The organism is Ruegeria sp. AP11, assembly GCF_056535865.1.
Genome location: NZ_JBQFJB010000001.1, coordinates 1,534,691 through 1,553,234, shown reverse-complemented (window position 1 = coordinate 1,553,234; position 18,544 = coordinate 1,534,691). Strand labels below are relative to the sequence as shown.

At 60.2% G+C, this 18,544-nt stretch carries 15 protein-coding genes and 1 riboswitch; of the genes, 8 read left to right on the top strand and 7 right to left on the bottom strand.

Annotated features, from left to right (window positions below; translation table 11 throughout):
• The first annotated feature begins 74 nt into the window (after positions 1 to 74).
• Genes ACR3E4_RS08030 through ACR3E4_RS08010 form a run of 5 tightly spaced genes read left to right on the top strand, consistent with a single transcriptional unit; the run spans position 75 to position 6,401 of the window.
• Positions 75 to 1,913: an ABC transporter ATP-binding protein gene (locus ACR3E4_RS08030; RefSeq protein ID WP_480534964.1), complete on the top strand. Its 1,839-nt coding sequence runs from the start codon at positions 75 to 77 to the stop codon at positions 1,911 to 1,913.
• On the top strand, positions 1,910 to 3,742 hold the full coding sequence (locus ACR3E4_RS08025; protein ID WP_480534966.1) for an ABC transporter ATP-binding protein: 1,833 nt from the start codon (positions 1,910 to 1,912) through the stop codon (positions 3,740 to 3,742). Before ACR3E4_RS08030 ends, ACR3E4_RS08025 begins: the two co-directional genes overlap by 4 nt.
• A gap of 50 nt (positions 3,743 to 3,792) precedes the next feature.
• Positions 3,793 to 5,022, top strand: coding sequence for a class I SAM-dependent RNA methyltransferase (locus tag ACR3E4_RS08020; RefSeq protein WP_480534968.1), 1,230 nt, complete (start codon positions 3,793 to 3,795; stop codon positions 5,020 to 5,022).
• A gap of 17 nt (positions 5,023 to 5,039) precedes the next feature.
• The gene (locus ACR3E4_RS08015) at positions 5,040 to 5,825 is read left to right on the top strand and encodes an ion transporter (RefSeq protein ID WP_480534970.1); all 786 of its coding nucleotides are present in this window, start codon (positions 5,040 to 5,042) and stop codon (positions 5,823 to 5,825) included.
• Between the two features lie 57 nt (positions 5,826 to 5,882).
• The gene (locus ACR3E4_RS08010; RefSeq protein WP_480534972.1) at positions 5,883 to 6,401 is read left to right on the top strand and encodes a L,D-transpeptidase family protein; all 519 of its coding nucleotides are present in this window, start codon (positions 5,883 to 5,885) and stop codon (positions 6,399 to 6,401) included.
• Here the strand turns inward: ACR3E4_RS08010 and ACR3E4_RS08005 are convergent, their stop codons facing one another.
• The 6 genes from ACR3E4_RS08005 to cysQ all read right to left on the bottom strand — a co-directional run bounded on the left by ACR3E4_RS08005 (position 6,402) and on the right by cysQ (position 13,345).
• Entirely contained in the window at positions 6,402 to 7,835 is a 1,434-nt protein-coding gene (locus ACR3E4_RS08005) for a nodulation protein NodH (protein ID WP_480534974.1), read from the bottom strand.
• 6 nt (positions 7,836 to 7,841) lie between these two features.
• On the bottom strand, positions 7,842 to 9,539 hold the full coding sequence (locus ACR3E4_RS08000) for a DUF5927 domain-containing protein (RefSeq protein ID WP_480534975.1): 1,698 nt from the start codon (positions 9,537 to 9,539) through the stop codon (positions 7,842 to 7,844).
• Positions 9,536 to 10,522, bottom strand: coding sequence for a glycosyltransferase family 2 protein (locus tag ACR3E4_RS07995; RefSeq protein ID WP_480535072.1), 987 nt, complete (start codon positions 10,520 to 10,522; stop codon positions 9,536 to 9,538). The genes ACR3E4_RS08000 and ACR3E4_RS07995 overlap by 4 nt, the downstream gene beginning before the upstream one ends.
• 147 nt (positions 10,523 to 10,669) lie before the next feature.
• Positions 10,670 to 11,716, bottom strand: coding sequence for a glycosyltransferase family 2 protein (locus ACR3E4_RS07990; protein ID WP_480534977.1), 1,047 nt, complete (start codon positions 11,714 to 11,716; stop codon positions 10,670 to 10,672).
• 31 nt (positions 11,717 to 11,747) lie between these two features.
• On the bottom strand, positions 11,748 to 12,548 hold the full coding sequence (locus ACR3E4_RS07985) for a 3-deoxy-manno-octulosonate cytidylyltransferase family protein (protein WP_480534979.1): 801 nt from the start codon (positions 12,546 to 12,548) through the stop codon (positions 11,748 to 11,750).
• Positions 12,548 to 13,345 carry a 3'(2'),5'-bisphosphate nucleotidase CysQ gene (gene cysQ / locus ACR3E4_RS07980; RefSeq protein WP_480534981.1) on the bottom strand — a complete coding sequence of 266 codons (798 nt, stop codon included), beginning with the start codon at positions 13,343 to 13,345 and terminating at the stop codon, positions 12,548 to 12,550. Before cysQ ends, ACR3E4_RS07985 begins: the two co-directional genes overlap by 1 nt.
• A gap of 123 nt (positions 13,346 to 13,468) precedes the next feature.
• On the opposite strand from cysQ, the gene ACR3E4_RS07975 reads away from it, so the two are divergent.
• Positions 13,469 to 14,290, top strand: coding sequence for an ABC transporter permease (locus tag ACR3E4_RS07975; RefSeq protein ID WP_480534983.1), 822 nt, complete (start codon positions 13,469 to 13,471; stop codon positions 14,288 to 14,290).
• On the opposite strand, the gene ACR3E4_RS07970 is transcribed toward ACR3E4_RS07975, so the two are convergent.
• Positions 14,287 to 14,889, bottom strand: a complete 603-nt coding sequence (locus ACR3E4_RS07970) for an alpha-ketoglutarate-dependent dioxygenase AlkB family protein (RefSeq protein WP_480534985.1) — start codon at positions 14,887 to 14,889, stop codon at positions 14,287 to 14,289. The genes ACR3E4_RS07975 and ACR3E4_RS07970 overlap by 4 nt on opposite strands.
• A 213-nt stretch (positions 14,890 to 15,102) precedes the next feature.
• Here ACR3E4_RS07970 and dnaK point away from each other — a divergent pair, with 213 nt between their 5' ends.
• Positions 15,103 to 17,010, top strand: a complete 1,908-nt coding sequence (gene dnaK / locus ACR3E4_RS07965; RefSeq protein ID WP_480534987.1) for a molecular chaperone DnaK — start codon at positions 15,103 to 15,105, stop codon at positions 17,008 to 17,010.
• Positions 17,011 to 17,084: 74 nt separating this feature from the next.
• Positions 17,085 to 18,233, top strand: coding sequence for a molecular chaperone DnaJ (gene dnaJ / locus ACR3E4_RS07960; protein WP_480534989.1), 1,149 nt, complete (start codon positions 17,085 to 17,087; stop codon positions 18,231 to 18,233).
• Positions 18,234 to 18,404: 171 nt separating this feature from the next.
• Positions 18,405 to 18,511: riboswitch (TPP riboswitch) on the top strand.
• Positions 18,512 to 18,544: the final 33 nt, after the last annotated feature.

Genomic DNA, 18,544 nt, shown 5'->3' with positions numbered 1-18,544 from the left:
TGACCCGTAGGGGTGGTGTTCTGGCGCCATCTTTTTTCGCATGACCTTGTATCTGCTCAATCGGAGCACTCTCCATGTTTCGCTATTTCGAAAATCTTGTTGACCCTTTTGTCGCCTATGAAGAAACCGACACGCCGCCCACGCGGCTGTGGCCCTTCATGCTGGACTATACCCGACCTTTCTACCGCGTGTTCCTGTGGACGGGCCTGATCTCGGTTGTCGTGGCCGCGGTTGAGGTCGGATTGATTTATTATATGGGTCGCGTCGTCGATTTGCTGTCCGGTTCGCCAACCGAGGTCTGGCAGGCACATGGCACAGAACTGATGCTGATGGCCGCATTTGTCCTGCTGCTGCGGCCCTTGATCCATGTCGTGGACGTGGTGTTGCTGAACAACGCGATCCTACCGAATATTGGCACCATCTTCCGGTGGCGTGCGCATAAACATGTGTTGCGTCAGTCGGTTGGCTGGTTCGAGAACGATTTTGCCGGTCGCATTGCCAACCGGATCATGCAAACCCCTCCTGCGGCGGGCGAGGCTGTTTTTCAGGTCTTTGACGCCATTTCGTTTTCGCTGGCCTATCTGGTCGGCGCGGGGATTTTGTTGATGGCAGCCGATCCCCGGTTGTTGCTGCCGCTGGTTATCTGGTTCGCGCTTTATGCGCTGTTGGTGCGCTGGGCGGTTTTGCGGGTTGGGCCTGCGTCCAAGGCCGCGTCCGATGCGCGCTCGGCGGTGACGGGACGGGTGGTGGACAGCTATACCAACATCCATTCGGTCAAGATGTTTGCCCATGACTCGCAGGAACTGGACTATGCCCGCGAAGCCATCGAGGAAACCCGGCGCACGTTCCAGATCGAGATGCGGATCTTCACCATCATGGATGCGGTGCTGGTCACGCTGAACGGCATGCTGATCGTCGGAGTTGTCGGCTGGGCGCTTGTTCTGTGGATGCAGGGCAGCGCCTCGGTTGGGGTGGTTGCAGCGGCGACGGCCCTGACGCTGCGGCTCAACTCGATGACCGGCTGGATCATGTGGGCCCTGACCAGTTTCTTTCGCCAGCTCGGTGTTGTGGCCGAGGGGATGGAGACCATCGCGCAACCCATCGAACTTCTGGACGGTGCCGGGGCCGAACCCCTGCGGCTGGAGCAGGGACTGATCGAAATCCGCGATCTGTCGCACCATTATGGTCGCGAGACGGGTGGGCTGGATCACATCAATCTGACCATCAAGCCGGGTGAAAAGATCGGCCTGATCGGGCGGTCTGGAGCCGGTAAATCGACCTTGGTCAAGCTGCTTTTGCGGTTTTACGACGTGGAGCAGGGGGCGATCCTGATTGATGGACAGGACATTTCGACCGTGACGCAGGACAGCTTGCGCAGCCATATCGGCATGGTCCAGCAGGACAGCGCTCTGCTGCATCGTTCGGTGCGGGCCAATATCCTCTATGGTCGTCCCGGTGCCACCGAGGCGCAGATGATCGACGCTGCAAAACAGGCCGAGGCGCATGACTTCATCCTTGATCTGCAGGACCCGCAGGGTCGCACCGGTTATGATGCGCATGTGGGCGAGCGGGGCGTGAAACTGTCCGGCGGTCAACGGCAGCGCGTGACCCTTGCGCGGGTGATCCTGAAAGACGCGCCGATTTTGCTGTTGGACGAGGCGACATCCGCCCTAGATTCCGAGGTCGAAGCTTCGATTCAGGAAACGCTCTACGGCATGATGCAAGGCAAGACCGTGATCGCGATTGCGCACCGGCTCAGCACGATTGCGCAGATGGACCGCATTCTGGTGATGGATGGTGGCCGCATCGTCGAACAGGGCGGTCATTCCGACCTGTTGGCGCAAGGAGGGCTTTACGCTCAGTTCTGGGCACGGCAATCTGGGGGCTTCCTGAACCCGGAGGCCGCTGAATGAGGATTGCCGACCTCATCCAACCATTCAAAAACATCGACACGCCCCCGCCGCAGACGCTGGGGGCGTTCATTCGCTGGTGCCTGTCCGGGGCCTGGCCGATGCTGTTCGTGGCCGCCTTCTTTTCGGCTACCGCAGGCGCGATGGAGGCCGGAACCGCTTGGATTCTGGGCCGTGTCATCGATGTGGCAACCGGCAGCGGGCCCGACACGCTCTGGGCCGGCGGCAATCTTTGGATGATCCTGGGGGCTGCGGCGTTTTTCATGCTGTTGCGTCCAGCGCTGTTCGGGCTGTCGTCGCTGTCGAACAACTATATCGTCATGCCCAATATTGCGCCGCTGGTGCTGGCCAAGCTGAACCGCTGGACACTGGGCCAGTCGGTGACCTATTTCGACGATGATTTCGCTGGCCGGATCGCGCAGAAGCAGATGCAAACCTCGAACGCGATGACGTCGGTCGTGTCCGAGACGATCAGCGCCATTGTCTTTGCGCTGGCCTCGCTTGCGGGCTCTTTGCTTTTGTTGGGGTCTATTCATCCGCTGGTGATGCTGCCGTTTGCGGGTTGGCTGTTGGTCTATTTTCTGCTGGTGCGCTGGTATCTGCCGCGCATCCGCAAACGCTCGGCTGCGCGGGCCGGGGCGCGGGCGATGGTGTCGGGGCAGGTGGTGGATACGATCACCAACATCAAAACCGTCAAACTGTTCGCCCATTCCGCGTTCGAAGATCAGGCCGCGCGCAACTCGATGGTCGACCTGCGCGAAAGGTCTCTGGATTTCGGCAGGCTGTCGGCCAGCTTCCGCTTTATCCTGATGGTGCTGGCGGGGGTGCTGCCGGTCCTGCTGATCGGGGCGACGCTGTGGCTGTGGCAGGTGGGTACGGCGACGGCTGGGGATATCGTGGCCGCAGGGGCAGTGTCGATCCGCATTTCGCAGATGACCGGCTGGGTCAGTTTTACGCTCATGGGTCTTTACGCCAATGTCGGCGAGATCGAGAACGGGATGAACACGCTGGCCAAGCGCAACCGGGTCGAGGACGCGCCTGATGCAACGTCTTTGACCGTTACCAAGGGCGAGATCGCCTTTGATCACGTCAGCTTTGCCTATGGTCGTGATATTGGCGGTGTCTCCGATCTGCATTTCACCGCAGCGCCGGGTGAAAAACTGGGCATTGTCGGGGCCTCAGGTGCTGGAAAATCTACCCTCGTTTCGCTGTTGTTGCGGCTCTATGACGGGGAAAAAGGCGATATTCGCATCGACGGGCAGGATGTCGCGACAGTGACGCAGGACAGCCTGCGCCGCCAGATCGGGATGGTCACGCAGGAAACCGCGATGTTCAATCGCTCGGCCCGCGAGAACATCCTCTACGGCCGCCCCGATGCCTCTGAGGCTGAACTGATCGAGGCCGCCACCAAAGCCGAAGCGCATGACTTTATTCTGGGCCTCGAGGACGCGCAGGGTCGCACCGGTTATGACGCGCATCTGGGCGAACGCGGCGTGAAGCTTAGTGGCGGGCAGCGACAACGCATTGCGCTCGCCCGCGCCATCCTGAAGGACGCACCGATTCTGGTGCTGGATGAAGCAACCTCGGCGCTGGATTCCGAGGTCGAGGCGTCGATTCAGGCCGCCTTGCACCGGGTGATGCAGGGCAAGACGGTGCTGGCCATTGCCCATCGCCTATCAACGCTCAGCGAGATGGATCGGATCATCGTTCTGGATCACGGACATATCGTGGAAAGCGGTACGCACGAGGTGCTGCTGGAGCGTGGCGGGCTTTATGCCCGGTTCTGGCACCGTCAGTCGGGCGGGTTCATTCAGGCCGAGGCGGCGGAGTAAAACACCGCAGAGGGGTTTTGTTGCGACCAAACCCCCGCTATCAGGCCCCCATGACGCAGCACTACACCATAAACCGCCTTGGCCATCAGGGTGACGGCATCGCCGATGGGCCTGTCTACGCGCCCCGCACGCTGCCAGGCGAGGTGGTCAGCGGAACGCTCGACGGACAGGTCCTGTCCGACATCCGTGTTGAAACCCCGTCGGATCAGCGGGTCAAAGCGCCCTGTCGCCATTACAAGGCCTGTGGTGGTTGCCAGTTGCAACACGCGGCCGATGATTTTGTCGCCGACTGGAAGGTTGCGGTGGTGCGCAACGCGCTGGCCGCGCAGGGGCTCGATGCCCCGATGCGGCCCATTCACACCTCGCCCGAACATTCGCGCCGCCGTGCAACCATCGCGGTGCGGCGCACCAAAAAGGGCACACTGGCCGGGTTCCATGGCCGCGCGTCGGACACGATCACCGAAATCCCCGATTGCCATCTGCTGCACCCCGCCCTGATCGCCGCCATCCCGGTGGCCGAGGCGCTAGCCCTTCTGGGCGGCAGTCGCAAGGGTGTGCTGGCCGTGACGCTGACCCTGTCCGAAAGCGGTCTGGATGTGGCGGTGAAAGGCGGCAAGCCGCTGGACGGCCCGCTGGAACTGGCGCTGGCGCAGGCGACCGAACATCACGGTCTTGCCCGGCTCAGCTGGGACGATGAGGTGATTGCCATGCGGGAACCGCCCCTGCAGCGCTTTGGCGCCGCCGGTCTGGTCCCGCCGCCCGGGGCTTTCCTGCAGGCCACAAAAGACGGAGAACAGGCTCTGTTACAGGCCGTTTCCGAAGCAACTCAGGGCGCTAAGCGGATTGCCGATCTGTTCGCGGGATGCGGCACCTTCTCTTTGCCGCTGGCCCAATCGGCTGAGATACACGCGGTCGAGGGCGAGGCCGAGATGACCCGGGCGCTGGATCAGGGCTGGCGCAAGGCCCAGGGGCTGAAACAGGTCACGACCGAGGCACGCGACCTGTTCCGTCGCCCCCTGATGCCCGACGAGCTGCAGAAATTCGACGCCATTGTTATTGACCCGCCCCGCGCCGGGGCTGAGGCGCAGGTGGCTGAGCTGGCGCAGGCCAGACGCCCGGTGCTTGCTTATGTGTCGTGCAACCCGGTCACCTTCGCGCGGGATGCAAAAATGCTGGTTAATGCCGGATACACCCTTGAATGGGTGCAGGTGGTTGACCAGTTTCGATGGTCGTCACACACCGAACTGGCTGCCCGGTTCACATTGAACCCGAAATCCTGACACGAAGGACCATCCGAATGGGGATCACCCAACACCTGCTGACCATCATCGAAGCGCCGGGTTTCGGGCGGTTCATCACCGGTGTCATCATCTTCAACGCGGTGCTGCTGGGGATGGAAACTTCACCCAGTCTGATGCAGGCTGCAGGCCCGGTGATCGCGACGCTGGATAGCCTTTGCCTTGCCATCTTTGTGGCGGAAATTGCGATGAAGCTGGTCGCCACCGGGCGCCGGTTTTTTACCAGCGGCTGGAATGTCTTCGATTTCGTGATTGTCGGCATTGCGCTGGTTCCCGGCGGCGCGGGCCTGTCGGTACTGCGGGCGTTGCGTATCCTGCGGGTGCTGCGCGTCATCTCGGTCGCGCCGCGCCTGCGCCGGGTGGTCGAAGGGTTTATCTCGGCGCTGCCGGGCATGGCCAGCGTGTTCCTGCTGATGGCGATCCTGTTCTATATCGGCGCGGTGATCGCGACCAAGCTGTTCTCGGTCACCTTTCCCGATTGGTTCGGCGATCTGGGCCTGTCCGCCTATACGCTGTTCCAGATCATGACGCTGGAAAGCTGGTCCATGGGCATCGTCCGACCGGTGATGGAGGTCTATCCCTACGCCTGGCTGTTCTTTGTGCCCTTCATCATGGTGACCACGTTTGCGGTGGTGAACCTGCTGGTCGGTCTGATCGTGAACTCGATGCAGGACGCACACCACGCCGAGGATGAGGTGAAAACCGACGCATATCGTGATGAGGTGTTGGAACGGCTGGAAGCCATAGAACAACGTCTTGTCGAACAGATGAACAGCAAAAAGTGATTTCAGTTTTGCGAATTTTTGGCATAATGCTGAAAAAAAATAGCAGGCAGTGAAACAATGGATCGTCGAGCATTTGGATTAGGGGCGATGGCAACGCTGAGCCTTTCGGCATGTGCCTCAGCCAGCCCCAGATTTCTTCCTTATAACGGACCCGAGGTGACCTCATTGGTCATCAATAAAGGTGCGCGCAAGCTCTATCTTCTGCATAACGAGCAGATTCTGAAGGAATACAAGGTTGATCTTGGCTTTGCGCCAAGCGGGACCAAGACCAAAAAGGGCGACGGGCGCACCCCCGAAGGCACCTATCTGATCGACCGGCGCAATCCGCGCAGCCGTTACCATCTGTCGCTGGGGATTTCCTACCCGAACTCTGCCGATATCGCACAGGCCAAGGCTGCGGGTGTCGATCCGGGGGGCGATATCTTTATCCACGGACAACCCAACAAGCGGTCCGAACGCAAGCGCGCCAAGAAAACACCGGACTGGACTGCTGGCTGTATCGCGGTCAAAAACGATGAGATCGAAGAGATCTATGCGATGGTGAACGAGGGCACGGTCATCACCCTGCGCGCCTGATCAAAGCGGTTTCCAGGCCTCAAACCCGAACTGCACATAGTCGCGCTGGTAGGCTTTCACGGCCAGCGCCTCAAGCTGGGCGTCGTAGATCTGTTCCAGTGTAAAGGGCGTGTCGGCGTGCGGCGGGTTCGGGACGTTCGGGGCAGGGTAACCCAATGTGCCTGCAAGCGCAGGCAGTGCGGTGGGCATCTCTTCCTCGCGCAGGATCAGATCGGGTAAGGCGAAGCTGGCCATTCCTTCAAGCGTTTGCGCCTGACCGCACCATTCCCCGTCGATCCGGATCGGCGTTTGACCCGCCAGAATGCGTTGCAGCATTTCGAGATAAGCCGCAAACGCCGTGCGATGCTGGTCACGTGTATATGTGCCCAGATCAAGCTTCTCAGGGATCGGCAGCTCGTACCGGCGGCGCAGCATGTTACGGATTTTCTTGTAGGCGCCCGGCCCGGTGCCAAGGATACGTGTGCAGAACACCGCATGCGCGCGCGCCAGCGGGTGGCGCAAAACGGTGAATTTGCGATGTCCGGGACGGGACTGCATCCACGCGCGAACCTGTTTCTGATTGCGCCCGGTCAGCAGCTCATCCGTTTCGACCCCGTCCAGATCGGCCAGCCATTGCGCCACCTCAACCTCAGGCCCACCACGCACTGGCAGATACATGAGCGGTGTTTGCGGCGCGGCCACATATCGCGACACCGCAGCCCCGCGTTTCGGTTCATAACTGGGAATGTGATGCAGGTTGAACCGGTCCTGATGCGACAGCGCGCGGGCCATATCGTCAGGGTTTGTCACCTTCGACAGGGCAGGTTCGGGGTTCTGGCGTTTCAGATGCTGGTCCAGCACTTCAAGCCGCGTATCGACCCCCAGCCAGGCAACCAGTCCGTTCAGGACCTCAAGATCGTTCAGGTCTTCATAGTCGATGCAGAACGGCACCTGACCGGTCTTTTGCAAATGGTTCAGCACGGTCTGCTGAAACCCCTGCCGCTGCTCCAGCTGTTCGGCGAATTCATCCGCGTCGAACGTCACCTGCGCCTCGCGCCGCTGTTTGATATTCACCAGCTTCCACTGTTTGGTCGCGTTTGCGATCTTCCACGACAGATAGCTGTCCAGCGGATTGCGGGTCAGGAGAATCTTGGCGCAGCGCGGATCATCCAGCACCGGCGCAAGCCCCCGAATGTCATGATCACTGAAAAAGCGAAAACCGTTGATCGTGCCGGGGGCGTTCCGGATCGCCTTGATCAGGGCTGCCGGGTCGGCATCGCGATCCTTCAGGGTAAAGCCCAGAAGCTGATCCAGTTTCGGCAGGCCCACGAAATAGAGGTTGAACGCCTCGCCATGGCAGGTGACGCCATCAAACGCATTCAGATGCTGTTCCAGCAGGTTCGACCCTGTGCGCATATCGGCGAGCACGACGAAAGTGTCAAAGGTGCGGGTCATTTCGGGTTACTGCACCAGATAGGGTTTCTTGAAGGTCTTGGGTTGCGCACCGAACACGTCATCGACAGGAAAATCCCCCATCAGATACGGGTGCATCCCCTGATTTTTCAGGTTTTGCAGGAAACGCCCGAACCCGGTCAGATCCACCATTTTCGGTGCCTCGGTCAGGTGATTGGGCTGCGGGGCGCCCATATCCTCAAGGATGGTTTGTAGCGGGTCCATCGGAGATTCGACGAAATCCGCCATCGACCAGATCCGGATGCGGGCCTTGGCGCAGGCCGTGTCCAGCAACTCCAGTTGTTTGGTTTCCAGTTGTTGCAACCGCGCGGCCTCGCACCGGATATCGGCGAAGTTCATGTTCGAGCGGAACAGTGGCACGGCCCAGGCACCGCTCACAACCGAAATCCGGGCGTTCTTGTCCCGCGCCAGAAAGTCGTTGATCTTTTGTGTGTCCAATGGACAGAACTGGAAACACTGCTGCTCGCCCCGCGTGTTCCAGATCAGGTTCGACAGAAACGCCTCGGGGTTATAGTCGCGCAGGGTGGCGCAGTCGCTGAGACCGCCATTGATCAGGTTTTCCAGGCCTGCAAACTGCGCGCGATCAGGGTGAAACAGGCGGCCATGCACCCGCGCACCGGTGATGTTGGCCAGCCAGGGTTCGAAATCCTCGAACAATTCGGCAAAACCTTGAAACACTGAATACGGAAATGCGGTCAGGCTTAGCTCCGCGTTCTGGCGCGGAAACCGGCTTTGCATATACAGCCCGTCGCGCCCGCGGACGCGCCGTTCAACCGCCTTCGAAAACAGCCGGTCGATCTTGCCGGGATTGGGCTCGGCCGGGGTCATGGCGCTGTTCTGATCGGTCAGAAAGGACTGATACAGCCGATCTGCCTTGTGCCAGACTTTGCGGGCCACAAAGCAATCGGATCGGCGCAGCAGTTGCAGATGATCGTCATAGAACATGTGGGGACGGCCCTGATAGTCGAACTTGGACAGGGTCAGCGACCGGCTTTCGATATGGGTGGAATACAGCCGCGCCAGTGTCTGGAAATAACTCTCATCAGGTATCCAGACGCGCCGGAAATATCGGTCATAGTCCTTGCGCTTGGGGTCCTGCAGAATGGCGGACAGGGTCTGCCGGGTCAGGCACCACCATTGGCTGCCCATATGGGGCACCAGTTCCTCAGGGATGGCGCGACGCAGTCCCAATGCCCGCTGCAGACGCACATAGGCGTCGAACAATCTGCGCTGTTTGCGCCATGAGAAGGGGAAGCGCAGGGTGAACCGCTCCAGATCCAGACCACCCATGGTCCAGCTGACATCCCGTGTTGTGGCGCTTTCGATAAAATCGACTCGGGGGCGGTCGGCCAGATAGTCGATCAGTTCGCCGACAGGGCGCAGCGGCAGGCAGGCCCCCGATGACAGATAGACATGCCGAACCTCGGGAAACCGTTCCAGCATCAGTGTGGCGGCGGATTGCGAGGCGGCAACGATGCCCCAGCCGCCCCACTCGCAGACATGCCGGTCAGAAAACAGGATCAACGGATTGTCGGCGCACGCGGCGATAAATTCGCCATAGGTTCCCTTGTCCACCTTGCGATCCACATGGATCACCACCGGGCAGCCCGAAGCCGTCCAATGGCGCGCCACCTGCTCGACCCGGTCCAGCGCGGTGTGCACCAGCATGACGACGCCGAGGCTCATGCCCAGTTCCCTTTCGACATCAGGCCAAGGATCTCAAGCTGGCGCCAGTTGATATATTTCTCGGACCATCTGTTCCAGAAAACCGGTTTGTCCTCCAGCTGCGCCGCATAGGCCTTGTATTCGCCCGAGGCGCGATAATGCTCGCCGCGTTGCATCTCTTCGCGCGCCTTGTCACCCAGCGTGTCGATCAGCTTGGCATGCAGCAGCGCACCGCTGGTCTTTTCGCCGCCTTTTTCCTCGTAGACCTGATTGAGCCCGCGCGGCAGCAGCGCATGGGTCGAGCTGACATAGGCATAGCGGCGATGCCATTTCACCAGCGGGATCTTGTTCAGGGCAGGGGCTTTCTTTGGCGCGTCCTGAAAGAACACCCGCGCCCGCGCACCGCCCTGTATCCACAGGTTTCCATAGGTCGGGTTGCGGGTGATCATGTAGTTCCCGGCGTCAAACCACGGCGCCAGCTCGAACGGGTTCTGCCCTTCCTGATAGGGCGCATCCCCGATGGTGCCTTCGGGATACATATCGATCAACATGGTGCCAAAGCTGCGCACGCCGGTATCCTCCAGCCAGTCGGTCAGCGCGCCGATGGGGCGGGTGTCGCAAAACGGGTAGATCAGAAATTCGTCCGGATCGACCGTCAGCACCCAATGGTCATGGGCGTAGCTGCGCAGCAGATAGTTCGACCAGTCCACCCCATAAGTTGACCGCTTGTAACTGGCATCAGTCCACCACAGCGACACGTCTGGCTGGTCCGAGAGATATTCGCGCGTGCCGTCGTCGCTGTTGTTGTCGACGAACAGGAAATGGCTGACGCCCAGCTTGCGATAGTAGTCCAGAAAATAAGGCAGTCGGATTTTTTCGTTTCGCACCACGCTCATCAACAAAACGTCCGCGGGGCGGATTTGTGCGGTCCGGTTGCTGATCGCCTTCAGCTCGCGCCGTTTGCGCAGACAGCGCAACAGGCGGCGCTTGCGCCGCAATCTCATGCGATAGGAATCCAAAAGGCTCACGCGGCTGCCCTATCCTTTTTGATACGCGCGTCTGCCCGGGGCCGCCTGAGGCCTGAGTGGTGCCGGAGCATTATCGTTTTATGACATTTCCGCACCTTGCGAGGCAACGGGTTTAAATCCGGTTTACTTCCCCACTGTGGCCTCAAACCCCGCCGCATTCATCAGGCCGAGCGCCTGCAACTGCTGCCAATCGCGCAGTTTTTGCGATTGCGGGGTCCACAGGTCCGGGCCGCTGATGATCCCGTCGTAATAGGCGCTGAACTGATCGGGATCATGGAAATGCTGACGGCGTTTCTTTTCGAACCGGGATTTCTCGATAATCCCGGGCAGAAACTTTGTGTGCAGCAACACGCCCGACGGGGCCTGCCCACCGGGTCTGTCATAGGCAAAGTTCAATCCGCATGGCAGGGCGGAATGGCAGGAGTTCACATACGCCATGCGCCGCGACCAACGCACCAGAGGGATCTTGTTCAGCGTCGGGGATTTCGACGGCTGATCGGCAAAGAATGCCCGCTCTCGCACGCCGCCCTGGACCCACAGATTACCCAGCGGCTGCTGGCGCCGGGCGCGATAGGGACCGGGATCGAACCAGTTCAGGGTCCGGGTCGGATCGGTCGCGGGATCATGGCTCTGCGTCCCCAAAGGACCTTTGGGATACAAATCCAGCATGAGGGCACCAAAGGCGGGCTGGCCTTGTGCGTCCAGCCATGCGGTCAGGTCTTGCAGCGGGCGCATGTCGTGATGGGCGTAGATCAGCAACTCATCTGCATCGACCATCAGCGTCCAGTGACCGTGGCCATAGCGCATCTGCAGCCATGTCAGCCAATCCAGCCCAAACCGCGCGGCGCGATAGCTGGCACCGGTCTGCCACAGCGACACGTCGGGCTGTTCCGCCAGATAAGCCACCGAGCCATCGTCGCTGCCATTGTCCACCATCAGAAAGTGGTCCACGCCAAGCGCGCGATAGTGATGGAGGAACCAGGGCAGACGGGCGATCTCATTACGCAGGGTGGTGAAGGTCAGAATGCCGCCCGGCCTGATCTGGCGGGTGCGATCCGACAGCGCCGTCAGCTGATGGCGGCTGCGAAACGACCGCCACAACAGCCGCCTGCGTTTGAGGCGCAGCTTATAGCGCTGCAGCCAACCCGGCGGCTGTTCGGTGGCGCTCATGCCCGATAGCAGCCGGTCATCGGAATATGGGTCATTCCAACCCCATGGCGGCCATCATCTCTTCGATCTTGGCGACGTCCTGCGGGTTGTTCAGCTCCCAGAACTGGCGGCCCTTGGCTTCGACCTCGACGCACAGAACCTTGCGGCCGTTTTCCATGAAGCGCAGTTGCTCCAGCCCTTCCAGCGTCTCCAGCGGGCCGCTGGTCCAGCCGGGATAGGCAGCCAGCGCATCCGGGCGATAGGCATAGACGCCGACATGGTGAAAGACCGGGGTCGGATCGGTGCTGGCATAGGTATCCGAGGTAAAGGGGATCACCTCTTTCGAGAAATACAACGCGCTGTGGTCATTGCCGAACACCGCGGTGGTGCCGCCCACGCGGCCATGTTTGCGGTCGTTCAGCAACCCGTTCAGCGCATCGCCGTCGCAGCGCAGAACCGGGGTGGCAACACCGGCCTCCGGCGCGTTGCGCAGACCGGTGATCAGATCCTCGACAAACCAATGCGGTGTCAGCGGTGCATCGCCCTGCAGGTTGACCACGATGTCATAACCACCGCCCAGGGCCGCATGCGCCTCGGTGCAGCGTTCAGTGCCATTGCGGCAGGTGTCCGAGGTCATCACCACCTCGGCCCCGAACCCCTCGGCGACCTCGCGGATGCGGTCATCATCGGTGGCCACAACCACCCGGTCCACGCCCGAGACGGAAATCGCCGCGCGCCACGACCGCTCGATCAGGGTCATGCTGGTGCCATTAGCACCGGTGAGCGGCACCAACGGTTTGCCCGGATACCGGGTCGAGGCATAGCGGGCGGGAATGGCGATCAATACGGACATCAGGCTTCCTTCAGGTCTACGCCCGGAGCATAGGCGATGAAAAACGGATTGGCATAGCCGTCCTTGCCATAGGTCAGCGGCGAATGATCGTCAAAGCGCACCACATCTCCGCCCGCACCGGTCAGCACGGCGTGGCCCGCGGCGGTGTCCCACTCCATCGTGCGGCCCACGCGCGGGTAGAGATCGGCCTCGCCGGTCGCGACCAGACAGAATTTCAGCGAAGACCCGGCGCTTTTGCTGTCACGGACCTGATATTTATTGATGTAATCTTCGGTCGCCTGATCCCGGTGGGATTTTGAGGCAACGATCATCAACGCCGAATTGTCCGGTTTAGAGACTGATATCGGCGTCACCTCACCCGGTTGATCCTTGTCCAATGCGCCGGTTTCCTCAACCGATTGTCCGTCGGCCTGCGTATAGAACATGCGTCCCCGCGCGGGGGCATAGACCACGCCACGCGTCGGCACGCCGTTTTCAACCAGCGCAATGTTCACCGTGAAATCGCCGCGTCTGTTGATGAATTCCTTGGTGCCGTCCAGCGGATCGACGATCAGGAAGGTCTCGCCCTTTTCCGTATGCGAGGCTGCCTGTTCCTCGGTCACCAGCAGGATATCGGGAAACGCCTCGCGCAATCCGGCCGAGATCAGCGCATCCGCCGCCTCATCCGCCTCGGTCACCGGGCTGGCATCGGATTTGACTTTGACGTCGAAATCATCCGCCTCATAGATCTGCATGATCTTGTCTCCGGCCTGCAGGGCCAGTCGCCGGATGATAGGTATCAGGGCGTCATAGGTCACAAAAATGCTCCGTTCCTGTGGTTTGTTGATCCGTATTACTGACGGACTTATGATGCGGCGGATACGGAACGGCAAGAATTTCGTGCCACAGTCGCGGGCAACGCAGCAGAAAAGAGCGGTCGAGTGTTCAGGTACCAACGAAATCAGACACTGCTGGGCGGGGCCCTTACCACGGCCGAGTTGATTTTTCACGCTGTGGTGCGCAATATCCGGTCACAGCATTCCAACGCGGTGATGGCGATCGTACTCAACATCCTGCAGATGGTTGTGGTTGCAACCGCATTCTATTTCATCCTGTCTTTCATGGGCACGCGGGTCGCGAAAATTCGTGGTGAGTTCATCCTTTACCTGCTGTCAGGCGTGTTCCTGTTTATCACCCATATCAAGTCGGTCGGGGCCGTTTCCAGCGTGGGATCGGGCAACAACCCGATGACCCTGCATTCGCCGATGACGATGATGGTGATGCTGTCGGCCAAGGCGTTCGGCGCCTTTTACACGCAGCTTGTCTCGATCCTGGTGATCCTGTTTGTCTACAGCGTCACGGTATCCCCGCTCGAGATTCAGGAACCCGGCGGCGCCTTTGCGATGCTGATGCTGGCCTGGTTCACCGGATGCGCGGTCGGGCTGGTGTTTCTGGCGATCAAGCCGTGGTTTCCCAACACCGCGACGATCCTCAACAATGTTTATCGCCGCATGAACATGGTGTTTTCCGGCAAGATGTTCGTGGGCAATGCGCTGGGCGGTTTCATGCTGACCATGTTTGCCTGGAACCCGCTGTTTCACATCATCGATCAATGCCGGGGCTTTGTGTTTCGCAACTATTTCCCGCGCAATTCCAGCTGGGAATATGCGCTTTGGGTCGGCATCGTTCTGACGATGATCGGGCTTCTGGCCGAGTTCTACACTCGCAAGCAGGTGTCAAAAAGCTGGGACGCACGCCGTTAGGTCGCGACCCGCAGCGTCAGGTTGATGCGTCCGCCCTTGGGCAGCAGCCGGGACGAACCGAACCGGATGCGATCCACCCCATGATAGGCCAGTCTTGCGTCTCCGCCCATGATCACCACATCGCCCGAGCTCAGCCAGATCGATTCCGTCTTGCCGCCGCGCGTGGTGTTGCCGATGCGGAACAGCGCGTCATCGCCCAGTGAAATTGACAGCACGGGCCAGGAAAAATCAGCCTCGTCCTTGTCCTGATGCAGGCCCATCCTGGTTCCTTCACCATAGTAGTTGATCAGGCAGCAATCGGGCTGCCGGTCCGCACCGGTCAGGTCCTGCCAGACCGCAAGGATTTCATCGGGGATTGCGGGCCATGTCATGCCCTTCGGATGGCTGTCCTGATACCGATACCCCGCCCGGTCCGTCACCCAACCCAGCGCCCCAGCCGAGGTCATGCGCACCGACATCTCTTTGCCCGAAGGCGTAACGGGCCGATACAGCGGCGCCGCTTTCAGAATCGGCCGCAGCAGATCGATCAGGCCGGTTTGCGCCGCCGCATCCAGATAACCCTTGCGAATATCAAATCCGCGCAAAACCAGCCGCGCCATTCAAGAATCCCCAAACCTTGCCAAAACCTTGCCAAAAAAGGCCACAGAATCCCGAAAACCTGCGTTTCTGAACGCTTGCAGGCCCCAGATTGCGCCCTTATATACGCCTCGACGCGCGATGGTGTAGTGCTGTCGCGCACATCAATCGGGGGCAGGATGCCGCAACGGGTCCAACCCTCGGGACATCGCCTTGAAGAGAAAGGGATTGAAAATATGGGAAAAGTAATCGGGATTGACCTCGGTACCACCAACTCGTGTGTGGCCATCATGGACGGCTCGCAGCCGAAGGTCATCGAAAACGCCGAAGGGGCGCGGACCACGCCCTCGATCGTCGCCTTCACCGAAGATGAGCGTCTGGTCGGTCAGCCTGCAAAACGTCAGGCGGTCACCAACCCCGACAACACGATCTTTGGCGTCAAGCGTCTGATCGGTCGTCGCGTGGATGATGCAGAAGTCGAAAAAGACAAGAAAATGGTGCCGTACGCTATCGTTGATGGCGGTAATGGCGACGCGTGGGTGGAAGCGCGCGGTGAAAAGTACTCACCAAGCCAGATCTCGGCCTTCACTCTGGGCAAGATGAAGGAAACCGCCGAGAGCTATCTGGGTGAGGACGTCACGCAGGCGGTCATCACCGTTCCGGCATACTTCAACGACGCACAGCGTCAGGCCACCAAAGACGCCGGTAAAATCGCCGGTCTGGAAGTGCTGCGGATCATCAACGAACCGACCGCCGCCGCTCTGGCCTATGGTCTGGACAAGGAAGAAACCCAAACCATCGCGGTTTATGACCTTGGTGGTGGTACCTTCGACGTGACCATTCTGGAAATCGACGACGGGTTGTTCGAGGTCAAATCGACCAACGGTGACACCTTCCTGGGTGGTGAAGACTTTGACATGCGCATCGTCAACTACCTGGCAGATGAGTTCAAAAAGGAGCATGGTGTCGATCTGTCCGCTGACAAGATGGCCCTGCAGCGTCTGAAAGAAGCCGCTGAAAAAGCCAAGATCGAGCTGTCCTCGACCTCGCAGACCGAAATCAACCAGCCGTTCATCTCGATGGGTTCGAACGGTCAGCCGCTGCACATGGTCATGAAACTGACCCGTGCCAAGCTGGAATCGCTGGTCGGCGACCTGATCAAGAAGTCGATGAAGCCTTGTCAGGCCGCTCTGAAAGACGCGGGCCTGTCGGCGGGTGACGTGGATGAGGTCGTTCTGGTCGGTGGTATGACCCGGATGCCGAAAGTGATCGAAGAGGTCACCAAATTCTTCGGCAAAGAGCCGCATAAGGGTGTGAACCCGGACGAAGTGGTTGCCATGGGCGCCGCCATTCAGGCCGGTGTTCTGCAGGGCGACGTCAAAGACGTGGTTCTGCTGGACGTGACCCCGCTGTCGCTGGGCATCGAAACGCTGGGTGGCGTGTTCACCCGTCTGATCGACCGCAACACCACGATCCCGACCAAGAAGTCGCAGGTCTTCTCGACCGCCGAGGACAACCAGAACGCCGTAACTATCCGCGTGTTCCAGGGTGAGCGTGAGATGGCTGCGGATAACAAGATCCTGGGTCAGTTCAATCTGGAAGAGATCCCGCCCGCACCGCGCGGTATGCCTCAGATCGAGGTGACTTTTGATATCGACGCCAACGGCATTGTCTCGGTTTCGGCCAAGGACAAAGGCACCGGCAAAGAGCAGAAGATCACCATTCAGGCCTCGGGCGGTCTGTCGGATGACGACATCGAAAAGATGGTCAAGGACGCCGAGGAAAACGCCGAGGCAGACAAGGCCCGCAAAGAGCTGGTCGAAGCCAAAAACCAGGCCGAAAGCCTTGTCCACGCGACCGAGAAATCGATCGAGGAACATGGCGACAAGGTCGACCCGTCGACCGTCGAAGCGATCGAACTGGCCGTTGCCGCGCTCAAGGATGAGCTGGAATCGGACAATGCCGACAAGATCAAGTCGGGCATCCAGAACGTCACTGAGGCTGCCATGAAACTGGGTGAGGCGATCTACAAGGCGCAAGCGGAAGAGGGCGAAGATGAGCCCGCCGCCGCTGATGCAGCACCTGGTGAGGATGACATTGTCGACGCCGAGTTCGAAGATCTGGACGACGACAAGCGTAACTAACGGGTAACCGGGCCAATTTGGGCCGGTCCGGTTGCCGGGCCGGCCCAATTACGTTGAGGCAGAAGGAAGAACTGATGTCCAAACGCGACTATTACGAAGTGCTCGGCGTGTCCAAGGGCGCTTCTGCGGATGAGATCAAGAAGGGCTTTCGCAAGAAAGCCAAGGAATTGCATCCTGATCGCAACAAGGACAATCCTGATGCCGAGTCGCAGTTCAAAGAGGCCAACGAGGCCTATGACGTGCTGCGCGATGCCGACAAAAAAGCCGCCTATGACCGCTTTGGCCACGCCGCCTTCGAAAACGGCATGGGCGGCAGCGGTGGTCGTCCCGGCGGCGGCTTTGGACAGGGCGATTTTTCCAGCGCGTTCTCGGATGTGTTCGACGATCTGTTCGGCGACTTCATGGGCGGTCAGCGGGGCGGCGGCGGACGCCGTGCCGCACGCGGATCTGACCTGCGCTACAACCTGCGGGTGACGCTGGAAGAGGCCTATGCTGGCCTGCAGAAAACCATCAACGTGCCCACGGCGGTGGCCTGTTCGTCCTGTGAAGGTACAGGGGCCGAAGGTGGCGTCGAACCCACCGCCTGCCCGACCTGTTCGGGGATGGGTAAGGTTCGCGCGCAGCAGGGCTTTTTTACGGTTGAACGCACCTGCCCGACATGTTCCGGTCTGGGGCAGATCATCAAGAACCCCTGTAAATCCTGTGGTGGCGCCGGTCGCGTCGAAAAAGAGCGCGCCCTGTCGGTCAACATCCCCGCCGGTGTCGAGGCCGGCACCCGCATCCGTCTGGCGGGCGAGGGCGAGGCCGGAATGCGCGGCGGCCCTCCGGGTGATCTTTATATCTTCGTCGAAGTGTCCGACCACAAGCTGTTCGAACGCGACAGCGTGAACCTTTATTGCCGCGTGCCGGTCAGCATGGCCAAGGCGGCGCTGGGCGGGTCAATCGAAGTGCCCACCATCGACGGTGGCCGCGGCCGCGTCCAAATCCCGGCCGGCAGCCAGTCAGGCCGCCAGATGCGCCTGCGTGGCAAAGGTATGCCGGCCCTGCGTGGCGGCGGCATCGGTGACATGTTCATCGAACTGGCCGTTGAAACGCCGGTCAATCTGACCAGCCGCCAGAAAGAACTGCTGCGCGAGTTTGACGATCTGGGTGAAGATAACCACCCGGAATCAAAAAGCTTTTTCTCCTCCGTTAAATCCTTCTGGGACGGTATGAAAGGCTGAGGCCGCACCAAGGGGGCTCTGCCCCCGCCGCCCTTTGGGCGACTCCCCCGAGATTTTTATAGCCAGATGAAGTTGGGATCCCCTGCTTCATCTGGCCAAAAATATCCCGGAGCGCGAGGCAGAGCCTCGCAAAAACCCCTTGCGTCTTTCCTCCTTCCCTGAGATGTTCCGCGCCAACCGTTGGGGTGCCCTGATGAAGGGGCTGAGAGGTGCTGTTGCATCAACCCATCGAACCTGATCCGGGCAATACCGGCGTAGGGAACGGTCTTAACAAATCAGACGTTTTCCATGCCCCCGTTGCCCTCAAACAG

Coding starts and splice junctions, on each gene's coding strand:
- ACR3E4_RS07990 (WP_480534977.1), bottom strand. CDS start 11,716: ATGAGCGCCACCGAACAGCCGCCGGGTTGGCTGCAGCGCTATAAGCTG.
- ACR3E4_RS08030 (WP_480534964.1), top strand. CDS start 75: ATGTTTCGCTATTTCGAAAATCTTGTTGACCCTTTTGTCGCCTATGAA.
- ACR3E4_RS08005 (WP_480534974.1), bottom strand. CDS start 7,835: ATGACCCGCACCTTTGACACTTTCGTCGTGCTCGCCGATATGCGCACA.
- ACR3E4_RS08020 (WP_480534968.1), top strand. CDS start 3,793: ATGACGCAGCACTACACCATAAACCGCCTTGGCCATCAGGGTGACGGC.
- ACR3E4_RS07970 (WP_480534985.1), bottom strand. CDS start 14,889: ATGGCGCGGCTGGTTTTGCGCGGATTTGATATTCGCAAGGGTTATCTG.
- ACR3E4_RS07995 (WP_480535072.1), bottom strand. CDS start 10,522: ATGAGATTGCGGCGCAAGCGCCGCCTGTTGCGCTGTCTGCGCAAACGG.
- dnaJ (WP_480534989.1), top strand. CDS start 17,085: ATGTCCAAACGCGACTATTACGAAGTGCTCGGCGTGTCCAAGGGCGCT.
- ACR3E4_RS08015 (WP_480534970.1), top strand. CDS start 5,040: ATGGGGATCACCCAACACCTGCTGACCATCATCGAAGCGCCGGGTTTC.
- ACR3E4_RS08010 (WP_480534972.1), top strand. CDS start 5,883: ATGGATCGTCGAGCATTTGGATTAGGGGCGATGGCAACGCTGAGCCTT.
- ACR3E4_RS07985 (WP_480534979.1), bottom strand. CDS start 12,548: ATGTCCGTATTGATCGCCATTCCCGCCCGCTATGCCTCGACCCGGTAT.
- ACR3E4_RS08000 (WP_480534975.1), bottom strand. CDS start 9,539: ATGAGCCTCGGCGTCGTCATGCTGGTGCACACCGCGCTGGACCGGGTC.
- dnaK (WP_480534987.1), top strand. CDS start 15,103: ATGGGAAAAGTAATCGGGATTGACCTCGGTACCACCAACTCGTGTGTG.
- ACR3E4_RS08025 (WP_480534966.1), top strand. CDS start 1,910: ATGAGGATTGCCGACCTCATCCAACCATTCAAAAACATCGACACGCCC.